The following is a 13,240-nucleotide window of genomic DNA, read 5'->3' as shown; positions in this document are numbered from 1 at the left end:
CTCCGCTTTTTTATCTAATGACAGGGAATTGTCTATGGAAATCAGTCCGACAGCGTGGCAAGTCATCAGCAATCTCCTCGTTTTTGGCGGTATTTGTACCGCTGTCCTTACCATCCGATTTAACGTGAAGATGGCCCGGAAAACCCAAACGGCGACCTTTCTTTTTGAAAGCAGAAAAGACAGTGAATACATTGATGGTCTGCATACACTTCGGCGCGTTCGCGACTCCGGGAAATCCTTCCGTTCATATGTGTTCCCTGTTGCAGAAAATCTTTCAAAGGATGAGAACTACGAAGGACGAAAAATACAATACATTCTTAATTTCTATGAGCGTATGGCGGTAAGCATAAGAGCCGGTATTTATGAGGAAAATATGATTAAGCAGGCCTCATATACGACGGTAATAGACACCTACGAAACCGCTGAGCCGCTGATTAAGGCGTTACGGGAAAAACTGCGTACTTCTCTTACTTATCAGGAGTTCGAATGGTTGCATAAACGCTGGAAAAACAAGCCGCTTAAGAACAATAAAACAATCTGACAAGCCCCTGGCAAATTGACTCAGTTATCTTCATTTTTCTGCGATGCCCGCGCCTGGGCTGCTGTTTTCGCGAACGTTGGCCCGGTAAGCGTCGGTTACAACAGAGCAAGACAGGCAGAAAGCCTGCCGCAAAGCACCATGTGTTGCTGTGGATCGTTGCACTCTGCCGAACGTAGTCGAACGTCCGTCCCCTTAATGCTGAACATTTTCCGATGAAAGCCCCATTTTCACCTGTGGGCGAAAAAAATCCTCATGCAGCGCCACCTGGTTACGCCCGCGTTTTTTCGCGTGATACAGCGCGGTGTCGGCCGTGCTATACAGCGTCTCGAAATCGCTGTCTTTATGCCCCAGGCTGACACCAAAACTGGCGGTTACCAGTTGCTGGGGGAGCACTTCCAGTGGCGAGGCGTTCAGCGACGAGTGAATATAACTGGCCGTGATCATCGCCTCTTCAACACGCGCTTTGGGCAGAACAATGGTGAATTCCTCGCCACCAACGCGACCGATCGCCGCGCTTTGCGGCACGGCGCGGCGAATACGCGCCACCAGCGCGCAAATCACGCGGTCGCCCATCGGGTGACCGTACTCATCATTAATGCGTTTGAAATGATCGATATCGAGCAGGATCAGCGCCACATGGCCGGTGGTCAGACCCTGGTTAATGTGATTAATGATCGCGCTGCGGTTAAACACGGCGGTCAGCGGGTCGTGCGTCGCCTCATATTCAAGGCGCGCCGCCAGCTGTTGCAACTGCTCATTCATGCGATTCAGTTCGCGCTCAGCGCGATCACTGCGCGAAATCAGGCGATACGATTCACGGATCAGGCGCTGGTAGTTTTTCGCCACCGCCCACAATTTTTCACGGCAGGCATCCGCCGTCAGCCTGTCGTCGGCAGCGGCCAGACGAGCATCTTCGAGGACGGAATAGTCCTCCTTGAATAGCTCATTGATATCTAGCATGCGTTAATGTCCGGGATAAGAAAAACGGTCAGCGACGGGAAATCGATGCGTAGCTCCTGGCCAAACTCCTCGGAGATATCGTCTTCCGCGTCATAGTACCAGTGCAGCTCACACACCGCGCCGTCGCGGGCGTAATCATTCAGGCTTTCGAACAGCGTAAATAACAGCTTGGTGCTGGAGCTGTTGAAGTAGCTCAGCGCCACATGTAGCTGGAGTGGGGCGTCCGTCTGCTGGCCACTCTGCAACCAGCCTTCCAGCGCATCCATCAACGGGCGGAAAAACGCGGCGGCATTCTCCGGGTAGGCTTCGCCTTTTAGCATCAGGCGTTGGGCGGCAAAATCAAATTTCACCTCCGGCGTCGCGGCGGTGGCGGGCAATTCAATAGCCGGCGTCAGTGTCATATCAGTCATGGCAGAACGTTGCCTTTAAGTGAAAGGCGGACAGCGAACCCGCCGCCAGAGGGTGAATGCGATATTCCAGCGGCAGGCTGGTATCCCGCGCCATGGTCAACAAACCGATGTTCGCGCCTTTACTGGTCGCCGGGGTTTCACTGCGCAGCCCCTGTTTCCAGGCATCGCGGATCTCCGCCTGCGACATACCGCGCAACACATCGAGATTTGTCTGCAATAACGTAGATGCTTCCGGCCCCACCAGGTTTGCGGTTTCGAGATAATAGTGAGTTTGATCCATATGAAAGCAGACCGAACCGAAGCGCAGCTCTTGCTGTTCAGTCGATAAATAGCGGTCATCTGAGGAGTAACGCACAATGTTTTGCCCCATCTCGATAAAAGCCGAGAACAGCTTTCTGCGCGTTACCGCTGAGGATTCGTGTTTATCCAGCCATGTGCGAATGACTTCACCCAGCGAAACAATATGCTGCTGGGAAAAATAGCCCGTATAAAAAAGCTCAACGGCGTTTTGCCGTTGCAGCGTAAAAAGGGGTAACAGAACGGCTTCTTTGACCTGCAGGTCGTTTATTTGCATGTTGTTCACCAGCGAAAACCAAACCACGTCATGTCATCGCGCGAGGTTTGCTGCCCCTGCCAGGCTTTCAGCGCCGCGAGCAGGGCGTCGGAAAGTGCAGGCATTGGCAGCGTGCGGTTTTGCGCTAACAGTGACTGAATACGTTTTTTGCCAAACATTACATTGCGCGGGCCGCCTGGCTGGTCGGTCGCGCCATCAGAAACAATCAAGAACGTGTCGCCACGACGCAATGGAGCCTGGTAGCGCTGCCACTGGTAATCCACTGGCGTGTCGGTGTAACCCACACCTTTGCGGCAGCTTTCAAGCGTTGTTGCGCTGTCTTTTTCCGCGCTGAGTACGAAAGCGTGCATGCGCGCGCTCGCCCAACTGACCTGCTCATGTTGCGTGTCGACAAACAGAACAAGGGCGTCACAGCCATCGTTGGACTGGCTGCGATCGGCAGAAGGATGCACCTGGCTGAGCGTCTGTTTGATATGTTGATTAATCAGGCTGAGCAGTTGTTCCGGCGCGTTCTCTGGGGCGAGGCTGAGCGCTTTTTCCAGCGCCGAGGAGAAAATAAAAGTCATAAACGCGCCGGGAACGCCATGCCCGGTGCAATCCGCCAGCACCATCAACCAGCCATTTTCCACGCGCTGAAAAGCGTAGATATCGCCGCCAACACAGTCGCGCGGGTGCCAGTGCAGGCACCAGTCATCAAGCGTTTTTTCAATGGTGTTACGCGAGCGGCTCAGCATCGATTCCTGAATAATGCGTGCGTATTCAAGGCTTTGCATAATTTGCAGATGCTGCTTGGCCTGTAAATCCGAGACTGTGCGGATAAGATCTATGCCCAGACCAATACCGATGTATTGCCCCTGCTGGGTGAGGATAAACCCTTCGGTGACGGCTTTGTCGCCAGTTTCGATCACCCGCTCGGACAAATATTCGAGACCGCAATCGGCATCGACGATCAGCGGGTTTTTATCCATAAACGCGATGCAGCTTTTCTGGTCATACAGCTCATGGAAAAACGGACGGCTCATCTGCGACAGAAAAATATGCCGGTTAATCATGCCAATAGGACGGTTATTTTCCAGCACCGGCAGGCCAATTAACGATTTGTGTTCATTGAACAGCGACATGACCTGCACGTTATTGGCATCCGGGGTCACGTGCGGGACGGCAAGGCGCAAGATACCAGCATTAAGCTGTCGTGAAGCGAGCGGTATATCCATGATTCAAACAGCATCCCGATATAAGAATAATCTTAGGTTAAGGCGGATTTGTGACGGTTTGATTTCAATTAAGTAAGTCGATGAATAACGGGAGATTATTGCTCCCTAAGCAAAACCACAGTCATATCTGCGGCGGCGGGCGGAGAGGCGGTAAAAAAAAAGCCCGCACTTGTCAGGCGGGCAAATAATACTGGAAGCAATGTGAGCAATGTCGTACCGAATACCTGAGTGATTTGCTCAACCATTCGGTAATGAGAAAGATAATCTTTATCATCTTTGCGGTCAACCCCAAATTTTGTGCGACTTCACCGGCTTAATGCATTGAGTTTAAAAAATTCGCGCCAGCTCACATCATTAACAAAATTACATTCCTTCTGGCGACGTAAATAAGCCCGATGGAAGCGCTTTGTACTGTCTCTTTTTTGCCAATGATGCCGGTCAAACAGTGATCCCTGTTAATGCTTTTGTCAGGTTTTGTCATTACTATCTCTGCGGCTAAAACAGATAACGAGTAAGTGATGACCCTCTTCTGGTGTGTAGTGCCAATATTGCTGCTGTTTTTCGGCAAAGCGTGGAGTTCGGCGAAAATTCGCGAGTATTACAGCCGTTCGCAGCGTGCGCTCGAGGCGACGGTTGCCGCTGAGATGGATAATCAGCAACCCTCCTGGATAAACGATGCCGATCAGCGTGCGCAATTTAGCGCCTCGCTGTGCGAACAGTGCCTGAAAAAAGAGGTGCCCGACTGGTTTCTGGAGAGCATTGCCGGTAACGAAGAGGGTATGGGGTTTCTTACCCGACACGCCGCGCTGATGGAAACCTTTGGCGCGCCATTTTGCGATCAGGTACAGGCTGCAGCTGAACTGGTTGACAGCGCATGGCAACGTTCAAAATTGCGCGGCTACTAAGATACATCCGCCATTATCAATAGCTGTTTTCGCCGTCGATGCCTTATGCAGTGCATCTGCCGCTTGTCCTTTGCTTAACGCCTGCGAAGGCGCAGCGTAAACGCTGCCGGCAGGCAGAATGATGATGCCGCAATTCCGGCACTGCCGGTCAGTTCCTGCTTTCACGCCGTATTCATACCCGCCGTTTTTCACTTTTTAACACGCCTCTTTTTACTCGACAGGGAAGTGAAACGATAGTACTTGCCTGAAAGTCAAGAATGCGTATAGTTCTCATTCTCTTTGGTGTTTGTGGGCGCAGCAAGGATCTTCCCCCGCAATAACAGTGAGCGTGAAGGCTGACAGGGAACACTTAAAAGCCGTGACGAGCTGCGCCGGGCCGCATCTGCCCTCATCAAACGATCGCGCACAGGATGCGTGGCGTGGGCGCTCGTCTGCCCTGATGACATTAACGGTAAAGGATCCCCCATGAAGATAAAAACGTCCGTGCTGGCTCTGCTGGCGGCGATGGCGCTTGCCGGTTGCAGCGCACATACCACCACCAGCGCACAGCCTGTGGCACCGGCAGCAAAACCTGCGGCAGTGCAGTTACCAGAGAGCGTGGTGAAACGCGAACTGGCGAGTGGTCTGTATGAAATGGCGATCAGCCCGCAAGGCGATGCACTGTATGTTTCCAGCGCGGAAGGCTTTAAAGATGTGCAGGGCGGAGTGGTATACAAGCTGGATCCGAAAACACTACAAACCCTCGGCGCGACCCACACCGATCTGAAAAACTTTGGCATGGCTATCTCCCCGGATGGCAAAACCGTGTATGTCACCAATTCGCTGGACGGCGGCGTGAGCGCCATCGACACCAGCACCGGCAAAGTGCTTTCCCGTACCCTGTTCCCGGAACGCAACGAGAAAGGCCAGCCGTACGGCGCGCGTGAAATAGTGCTGCATAACGGCAATTTATATATCGGTGCCGTTGCCGATCCGGCGCTGGTGTGGGTGGTTGACGTGAAGACCCTGAAGGTAAAGGCGCGTATCAAAAACGCGGGCAAATGGGTGACCGGTCTGCACTTCTCTGCGCAGACGCAACGTTTGTACGTGGCGAATGGCGGTGGCGAAATCCTGGTGGTGAATCCGCGCAATAATCGCATTGAGCAACGCTGGAAACCACTGGGCGACAAACCGGCACTGCTGTTGAATATCGCTGAAGATGAGGCTACCGGCCGCTTGTTCGTCACCGACAATTCAAAAGCCAAAACCACGCTGGTGCTGGATATCCACAGCGGCAAAATTGTGAAACAGCTTGTGGGCGATGCGCTGGCGGTGAAATTCAATGCCAGACGTCATGAAATCTACATTACCCGGCGCGAGTCCGGCAAAGTGCTGAGCCTTGATGCAACCAGCTATGCGGTAAAACAGCGCTGGGATCTGCCGCCGCATCCAAACAGCCTGCTGCTTTCCGCCGATGGTCAGACGCTGTTTGTCACCGTCAAACAGGCATTCAACAAAGATCACTCCACCAGCGGCCCGGATAGTGTCGTCAGGATCGATCTGAACAAGTAATGATACTGGCCTGGAAACGGGCCATTTCTTTTTTATTTCAATAGCTAACGATGATGAATAACCGCAAAAAACATTCAATACCTTTGCGCAAGACCGTGCTTGCACTGACCATTGGCGCGGCCGCGCATAGCGCACAGGCGGCGACGGCTGACGCCAGCGTTAAACCGACTCACGAAGAGACCATGGTCGTGCAGCCCGCCACCGTCAGTGATTTCAGGCCCGGCGGCAGTGAACTGGTGCCCGCGTTTCTGGACGGACAAGTGGCGCATGGCGGCCGCCTTGGCGTGCTGGGCGAGCAAAAAGCGATGGATGTGCCGTTTAACGTTATCGGTTACACCTCGAAGCTGGTGCTGGATCAACAGGCGAAAACCATCGCTGAGGTGGTCAGTAACGATGCGGGCGTGCAGGTCGGGCAGGGTTACGGCAACTTCGCCGAAACGTACCGTATTCGCGGCTTCCAGCTTGATGGTGACGATATGTTGATGGGCGGTCTGGCGGGCATTGTGCCGCGCCAGATTGTCGATACCCAGATGCTGGAGCGCGTGGAGATTTTTAAAGGTTCGAATGCGCTGATGAACGGTTCTGCGGGTTCGGGTGTCGGCGGGATGATTAACCTCGAACCGAAACATGCCGACGACACACCGCTCACCCGCGTGGGCGTTGATTACACCACTCGCTCGCAAGTCGGAGGTTCGCTGGATGTGGGGCGTCGCTACGGTGATAACAACCAGTTCGGCGTGCGCATGAACTTGCTGCATCGTGAAGGGGATGCCGCGGTGAAAGATGATCATCGCCGCACGACGGCGGCGTCAATTGGTCTCGATTACCGTGGCGAGCGCTTGCGCACGTCGCTGGATCTCGGTTACCAGAACAAAACGGTTCACGGCGGCGAAATGGGCGTTAATATCAGCGCTGTCGACTTTATTCCGACGCTGCCGGATACCCGCAAAAACTACAGCCAGCGTTGGGCGCACAGCGATATTGAGAACGAATTTGGCCTGGCTCGCGCCGAATACGATCTGACCGATGACTGGACAGCTTACGGCGCGTTCGGCGGCCAACATGCTCATGAAGACGGCACCTACGGAGCGCCTAAGCTGTTCAATAAAAACGGTGACGCGACCTTCAGCCGCATGGATACGGTGCGGATTTCCGACTCCTGGAGCGGCATGGCCGGGTTGCGCGGTAACTTCGATACCGGTTTTGTTTCCCATAAAGTGAACGTCGGTTATTCGGCGAACATCAAGCGCGATCGCGTGGCATGGACCCAGTCCGATCAAAAAAATCTGCCGGTGGTGAACATTTATGATCCTTCGGCTATCCCGCTGCCGGACAATTTGACCCATAGCGGCAACTACAGTGACCCGCTGACGACCGCGCGCTACCGCTCGCAGGGTTATACCCTGAGCGACACGCTCGGCGTATTCGACGACCGGCTGCTGTTTACCGTGGGCGCGCGTCATCAGAAATTATGGGTGCGCAACTACAGCAATGCCACCGGTGCGGAAACCACCACTGCGCGTTATACCCAGGATCGCTGGATGCCGACGTACGGTGTGGTCTATAAGCCGTGGGATGTCGTCTCTTTCTACGCCAACCATACCGAAGCGTTGCAGCCAGGCGGCGTAGCGCCGAAGACAGCGGAAAATCGCTATCAAAGCGTGGGGATTGCGCATTCTAAACAGAACGAAATCGGCCTGAAAACGGACTTTGGACGCATCGGCGGTACGCTGGCGCTGTTTGAAATCAAAAAGCCGACCGGCATTCTTAATAGCACGACCAATATTTACGGGCTGGATGGTGAGCAGCGTAACCGCGGCGTGGAGTTGAATCTGTTTGGGGAGCCGGTGCTCGGTCTGCGTCTGAATGGCAGTGCGACCTGGCTGGATGCGGAGCTGACGAAAACCAAAGATGGTATCAATCAGGGTAACCGGCCGATTGGTGTGGCAAATTTCTACGGCGTGATGGGGGCCGAGTATGACATCAAACCGGTCGATGGCCTGACCGCCACGGCACGAGTGAACTATACCGGCTCGCAATATGTGAACACCGCCAATACCCGCAAACTCGACAGCTACACCACACTCGATCTCGGCCTGCGCTACCGTATGCAGCTTAATGCGGAGAAAAACGAGATGGTCTGGCGCGTTGGCGTGGATAACGTCACCAACGAGAAATACTGGGCCAGCGTAGAAGACAACGGCACCTATATTTACCAGGGCGATCCGCGTACCGTAAAAGTCTCAATGAGTTACGACTTCTAATAGGTGTTTTATCCGGCGGGCGTGATGCCCGCCTGTTGCAGGCTTTTCAATACTTCCTGCATCCCACGGCTCACCACTTTATCCTGACGCATCACCAGCGCTAACTGGCGCTGGAGCGGCGGCTGCACCGGTTGTACGCGCAGGCCCTGACGGTCCTCTTCCGCCTGAACCGCCACGCCGGGCACGATGCTGTAACCCAACCCGGCGCGCACCATGCGTTTTATCGCTTCAATACTGCCCAGCTCCATCACCGGCGCGAGGGTGACACCGCCTGCGCTAAACCACTGTTCTATGAGCAGGCGCGTGCTGCTGCCGGATTCGAAAACAATCAGCGGCAGGGGGGCAAGCGTTGCCGGTGTTGGCAATAAAACGCCGTCAGCGTCATGGGCTGCGATCGCCACAAATTCTTCGGTAAATAGCGGTGAAATCGCCAGATTGCGTCCGTTGGCGGGCAGCGTCACAAGGCCGATATCGATACGGTTTTCTTCTACCGCGCGCACGATATCACTGGTGTTGCCGGTGCGCACCCCGACTGACAGTAACGGGAACTCGCGGTGCAACTTTTGCAGCAGCGGCGGCAACAGATGAATACAGGTCGTCGCGCCGGTGCCTATCGTCACGCTGCCGCTGACCGCGTGCTGATGCTGTGCCACCGACTGCACCGCGGCGCTGACGGCATTTTCGATCTCTGCACAATGCGCCAGAAAGGTTTCTCCGGCGGCGGTGGCACGCAGACCACGCCCGGAACGTTCAATCAGGCGGACGTGCAGGGCCTGTTCAAGCTGGCGGATTTGCAGGCTGACGGCGGGTTGCGAAATGCCTAACACCTCTGCGGCGGCGGTAAAACTGCCGCGGGCGAGCACCAGCTTAAACGTCGCTAACTGGTCAAAGCTGAAGTGGGGCATGGCAAAGTTTTCCTTATAACGGTGATAAGCGCAGCCTGGTGCCGTGCGGGCGGCGTTACCGGTAGCCTGTAGATATCATCAAACGGGGAACAGTTTATGGAAATTATTGACGCGCAAGAACACCATCTTAGCGCGATTGTGCAGATTTATGCTTATCACGTGATGCACGGTAACGCCACGTTCGAAACCGAAGCGCCGGACGTGGATGAAATGCGTACGCGGCTGGCGAAAACCCGCCACAATGGCTTGCCGTGGTATGTCGCCGTGCATGAAGGGCAGGTTCGGGGCTACTGCTATTTATCGCGTTATCGCGAGCGACGGGCGTATCAGTACACGCTGGAAGATTCCATCTATGTTGATGACAACTTTCGCCAGCAAGGCGCAGGCAAAGCGCTGCTCGCCCGCGCGGTGGCCTGGGCGGAGCAAAACGGTTACCGCCAGCTTATCGCTAACGTCGGCAACAGCGAAAATGAAGGTTCATTACGGTTGCACAGCCGCGCCGGTTTCGTGATTATCGGCACGCTGAAAAGCGTCGGTATGAAGCACGGGCGCTGGCTCGATACGGTACTGATGCAGCGCCCGCTGGGGGAGGGGGATGTGACGCTTCCGCAGCCCGGGTAAGCGAGCAGCCCGCGCAGCGCGGGTTATTTCAGGTGCTTTTCTGCGATGCCATACACGGTGTGGCGTTCGCGTTTTCCGACAGAGACAACGAACACCACAATCCGTCCATCGTTCAACTGGTAGACAAGGCGATAACCTGAAGCGCGCAGTTTGATTTGGTAGCTATCAGGTCAATGGCTGAGTCTGTTTGCTTCAATCCTCGGTGCTTTAAGCACCTGAGCAATTTTCTTTTTAAACTGCTCGCGAACAGGGCTGACTAACTTTCGCCACTCTTTTAATGCGCGTTCATCGAAATCCAGTTGATAAACCATACAACCTCCTTGTTTGCTAAAAGCGGCTTTTCCCTGGCCGCATTGATGTATCAGCGTTTCATCACAAATCGTCCAGCGTCACACGAACCGGTTTCGGATCACGTAAACGCTCACGCACGATTTCGATCAATTGGCGATCCTCATCATTAAGCAGTGTGCGCTGAAACGGTAGCTTGCCGTTCTCGGCAACATACTCGAGCGTCTGTCGCAGGAGCTCGGAAGGTGTTACGCCAGGTTTTTCCAGAGCGACAAAGGAACGCGCGTTTAAATCGTCATCGATACGAACATTCAAATTGCCCATGGATTTACCCCTGTCATTACGTTTGTAATGACGAAATGGCAAGGCGAAGACCTTGATGCAGCCGCAGCCAGGCAGATCAGGACAATTCTTCTGCTGTCACAATGCGTTCAAACGCGTTCAGTTCCGCCAGCTTGCCGTGATACCACTGATCGCAAAATGCGCTGCCTAAATGGTCTGCCAGGTAAGCGCACTGGCGAAACGCCTCCAGCGCAGGTTGCTGGAACAATGGCAGATCGGGCGAGGCGTGGGTGAAGTTGGCCAGCGCCTCATCATCAATACGCTCCAGGCCGTATAACATACCCGTCAGTAACGTCGCCATCACCAGATAAGGGTTGGCGTCCGCGCCCGCCAGGCGATATTCGATCCGCCGGTTGCGCGCATCAGAGCAGGGAATACGCAGTGCGGCGTTGCGTTTGTTGTAACCCCAGGAGTGAAAAAGCGGTTCGTCCAGATTCTTACGCAACCGCCTGAACCCATTAACGCCCGGCGCCATGATCGCCAGCGACGCGGGCATCAGTTCCAGCATGCCGGCAAGGGAGAGCCGCACCATCTCATTGGGTGCCTCTGCCGGGCTGGCAAACACATTGTCGCCATTCGCGTTATTAAGGCTGGCGTGAAAATGCAGGCCATTACCGGCCAGTTCTGAGAAGGGTTTCGCCATAAAATTGGCCTGATAGCCGAATTTCCCGGCCACAGTGCCGGTAAGTTTGCGTAGCGCCAGCACCTGCTCGCAACTATCCACCACGTTGTGCGAATGGCACATGTTCAGCTCAAACTGTCCGGCCTCGGCTTCGCTAACGATGCCGGATAAGGGAAGACGCTGCGCTGCCGCCATACTTTCCAGCTCTTCAATAAACGCAGAGTAGGCAGACGGCACGGCCAGATGAAAACAGCCCTGCGGGCGGTTTTGCTGTGCAGCGGGGTCAACAAGGTAGAACTCCATTTCCGCTGCCACCACCGGGTAAAGACCATGCTGGTGAAACTGACGCAGCACATTTTGCAATATAACTCTTGGCTCCAGCGGCCAGGGCATATTATTGCTGTCGAGCATGGTTAATAATAATTGCGCGTTATGGCGCGGATTGTGCGCGCTCGGGCGTAGCGTGCCGGAAACGGGTAAACATACATTATCAGGCTCTTCGTTAATAAGTCTGTCGGGCGAAGAGGTGATTATTTTCCCTTCGCGATCCATGGTGTAAACAGATTGCGGAAAATAACAACCCGAGCTTAGCGAAAATAAGTTTTCGACGGCGACTCTTTTTCCGCGGAATGTGCCATGGGTATCGTTAAGATATATATCAACGTGTTTTGTTTGCGGATGTTCGTTCAGATATGCCTTGATTTCATGAGAAAAATTTTGCTGAAGCTGTCTGATCTCCTGATCCACCATCAACACAGATCGCGAATGCAACGGTGTTGGAAATGTTGTGGTGGTAAAAAAGGTGCGGATATTTTTCAGCAGCGGAATAGTCATCAGCGAGTTCATATTTTTTCTTTCTGTCAGGCCTTTTGGCGGTGAACTCAGCATAAAAGAGCGCTTTTTATTTTGATATAAACGCCGCGTAAAAAGGAAATACGCGGCGATAAAAATAGTATAAAAATGGCGCGTTTAAAGCGTGGAAGGCATTTTTAGCAGCGGCGAGGGCGCGCTATCCGCGAAATGCGTTTTTACCCAGTCGAGTGTTTTGCGCTGGCCTGGAAAAGTGAGCAATTCGTGGGCATCGGCAAAGCTGACCCAACGGTATTCGCTGTGCTCGTGGTTAAGCGTTATCCCGCAGGCTTCATCGACGTACGCAACAAACACCGGCACGACGGTGATGGCGTCGCGGTGCGCTTCGTAAAACTGCTCGCAGCAGTCGGCGGAATAGAGTTCGCTAAGCTGCAAGCCTGTCTCTTCCTGAGCTTCACGCAGTGCGGTTTGCCAGGTCGTTTCACCGTGTTCAATGCCGCCTGCAATCTGGCACCACAGGCCGTTAAGCATTTTACCGCTGCGTTTAAGCAGCAGAACGCGCCAGCCCGCTGCGGAGTTGCACAGCACAAACAGGGCTATCGAAAAGCAGCGTATCGGGATTTCCTTACTCATTGTTTTCTCCGTGTTAATGGCTAAAGCAGCAATATCAGGGGCTCGACAGGGCTTGTTATGGTTTCGCGCAAATGGCCTTTTTCCTGATTTTTCACAACAACCAGGCAGCAGATCGGTTACACTCGCGGCACAGAAAAGCCACATGACAGGAGGTTTATATGCTGGAAAAATTGCGTACCCGCGAGGGGAAAAAATTTATCATTGCGGTGGTGATTGTATTCCTGGTTGCCGTCAGCGTCATTTCGAAAGTGACCTTCGAAGGCGTTGAAGATCAGTACAATTTGCCGATGGAATCCTGGACGGTAACGATGTTTATCATGCAGGGCGCATGGGTTGCTATCTACAGCCTGATGTTCACCATCATTGGTTCGCTGCCGTTTGGTTTTTATTTCCTCGGCCCGAAAGACGATCGCGGCTAATCCTTCCCGCCCTGGCGTGCTGTCGGGGCTGTCTTCTTCGCTCTGTTTAACCTTAATCGAAATCGTGATCTCTCGCGTCCTCAGCGTAAAGCTCTGCAGTAAGCCTCAGTGACCGATAGGTTAACTGCCACTACATTCATTGGCCCGTGCAGGCTGCTGTTTAACGCTTTAAGAAACGTTT

Annotated in this window: 14 protein-coding genes and 1 pseudogene; 6 read left to right on the top strand and 9 right to left on the bottom strand. The window is 53.9% G+C overall.

Translation table 11 applies throughout. The features are described from left to right. Positions 1-34 precede the first annotated feature (34 nt). Entirely contained in the window at positions 35-541 is a 507-nt protein-coding gene (locus DFO56_RS14345; protein WP_045513866.1) for a DUF4760 domain-containing protein, read from the top strand. Positions 542-733: 192 nt separating this feature from the next. On the opposite strand, the gene DFO56_RS14340 is transcribed toward DFO56_RS14345, so the two are convergent. The 4 genes from DFO56_RS14340 to DFO56_RS14325 are packed head-to-tail and all read right to left on the bottom strand — an operon-like array spanning position 734 to position 3,699. Beyond that, positions 734-1,501, bottom strand: coding sequence for a GGDEF domain-containing protein (locus DFO56_RS14340; RefSeq protein WP_045513869.1), 768 nt, complete (start codon positions 1,499-1,501; stop codon positions 734-736). Next, entirely contained in the window at positions 1,495-1,911 is a 417-nt protein-coding gene (locus DFO56_RS14335; protein WP_020454630.1) for a DUF1987 domain-containing protein, read from the bottom strand. The genes DFO56_RS14340 and DFO56_RS14335 overlap by 7 nt, the downstream gene beginning before the upstream one ends. Next, entirely contained in the window at positions 1,904-2,485 is a 582-nt protein-coding gene (locus DFO56_RS14330; RefSeq protein WP_233500403.1) for a SiaB family protein kinase, read from the bottom strand. Before DFO56_RS14330 ends, DFO56_RS14335 begins: the two co-directional genes overlap by 8 nt. A gap of 5 nt (positions 2,486-2,490) precedes the next feature. After that, entirely contained in the window at positions 2,491-3,699 is a 1,209-nt protein-coding gene (locus DFO56_RS14325; RefSeq protein WP_045513875.1) for a SpoIIE family protein phosphatase, read from the bottom strand. A gap of 518 nt (positions 3,700-4,217) precedes the next feature. Here DFO56_RS14325 and DFO56_RS14320 point away from each other — a divergent pair. The 3 genes from DFO56_RS14320 (at position 4,218) to DFO56_RS14305 (ending at position 8,419) form a co-directional block, all read left to right on the top strand. Continuing rightward, positions 4,218-4,604: a hypothetical protein gene (locus DFO56_RS14320; RefSeq protein ID WP_045513878.1), complete on the top strand. Its 387-nt coding sequence runs from the start codon at positions 4,218-4,220 to the stop codon at positions 4,602-4,604. Positions 4,605-5,069: 465 nt separating this feature from the next. Beyond that, positions 5,070-6,155: a YncE family protein gene (locus DFO56_RS14310; RefSeq protein WP_045513882.1), complete on the top strand. Its 1,086-nt coding sequence runs from the start codon at positions 5,070-5,072 to the stop codon at positions 6,153-6,155. Between the two features lie 50 nt (positions 6,156-6,205). Further along, positions 6,206-8,419: a TonB-dependent siderophore receptor gene (locus DFO56_RS14305; protein WP_082071818.1), complete on the top strand. Its 2,214-nt coding sequence runs from the start codon at positions 6,206-6,208 to the stop codon at positions 8,417-8,419. A gap of 8 nt (positions 8,420-8,427) precedes the next feature. Here the strand turns inward: DFO56_RS14305 and DFO56_RS14300 are convergent, their stop codons facing one another. After that, positions 8,428-9,324, bottom strand: a complete 897-nt coding sequence (locus DFO56_RS14300) for a LysR family transcriptional regulator (protein ID WP_045513884.1) — start codon at positions 9,322-9,324, stop codon at positions 8,428-8,430. Positions 9,325-9,420: 96 nt separating this feature from the next. Between DFO56_RS14300 and DFO56_RS14295 the strand changes: the two genes are divergently transcribed. Continuing rightward, positions 9,421-9,945: a GNAT family N-acetyltransferase gene (locus tag DFO56_RS14295; RefSeq protein ID WP_045513886.1), complete on the top strand. Its 525-nt coding sequence runs from the start codon at positions 9,421-9,423 to the stop codon at positions 9,943-9,945. 23 nt (positions 9,946-9,968) lie between these two features. On the opposite strand, the pseudogene DFO56_RS24830 reads toward DFO56_RS14295, so the two are convergent. The 4 genes and pseudogenes from DFO56_RS24830 to DFO56_RS14275 all read right to left on the bottom strand — a co-directional run bounded on the left by DFO56_RS24830 (position 9,969) and on the right by DFO56_RS14275 (position 12,640). Further along, positions 9,969-10,256: pseudogene (locus DFO56_RS24830) on the bottom strand (type II toxin-antitoxin system RelE/ParE family toxin). Positions 10,257-10,317: 61 nt separating this feature from the next. Continuing rightward, positions 10,318-10,557, bottom strand: coding sequence for a type II toxin-antitoxin system RelB/DinJ family antitoxin (locus DFO56_RS14285; RefSeq protein WP_045513892.1), 240 nt, complete (start codon positions 10,555-10,557; stop codon positions 10,318-10,320). Between the two features lie 76 nt (positions 10,558-10,633). Continuing rightward, positions 10,634-12,043: a glutamine synthetase family protein gene (locus tag DFO56_RS14280; RefSeq protein ID WP_082071820.1), complete on the bottom strand. Its 1,410-nt coding sequence runs from the start codon at positions 12,041-12,043 to the stop codon at positions 10,634-10,636. 123 nt (positions 12,044-12,166) lie between these two features. Further along, positions 12,167-12,640: an NUDIX pyrophosphatase gene (locus DFO56_RS14275; RefSeq protein WP_045513893.1), complete on the bottom strand. Its 474-nt coding sequence runs from the start codon at positions 12,638-12,640 to the stop codon at positions 12,167-12,169. A 158-nt stretch (positions 12,641-12,798) separates the two neighbouring features. On the opposite strand from DFO56_RS14275, the gene DFO56_RS14270 reads away from it, so the two are divergent. Beyond that, the gene (locus DFO56_RS14270) at positions 12,799-13,059 is read left to right on the top strand and encodes a DUF2534 family protein (protein WP_017458690.1); all 261 of its coding nucleotides are present in this window, start codon (positions 12,799-12,801) and stop codon (positions 13,057-13,059) included. Positions 13,060-13,240: the final 181 nt, after the last annotated feature.

Origin of the sequence: Kosakonia sp. AG348 (assembly GCF_003337365.1) — a bacterium.
Lineage (GTDB): Bacteria > Pseudomonadota > Gammaproteobacteria > Enterobacterales > Enterobacteriaceae > Kosakonia.
This window is presented reverse-complemented; position numbering and strand designations above follow the sequence as displayed.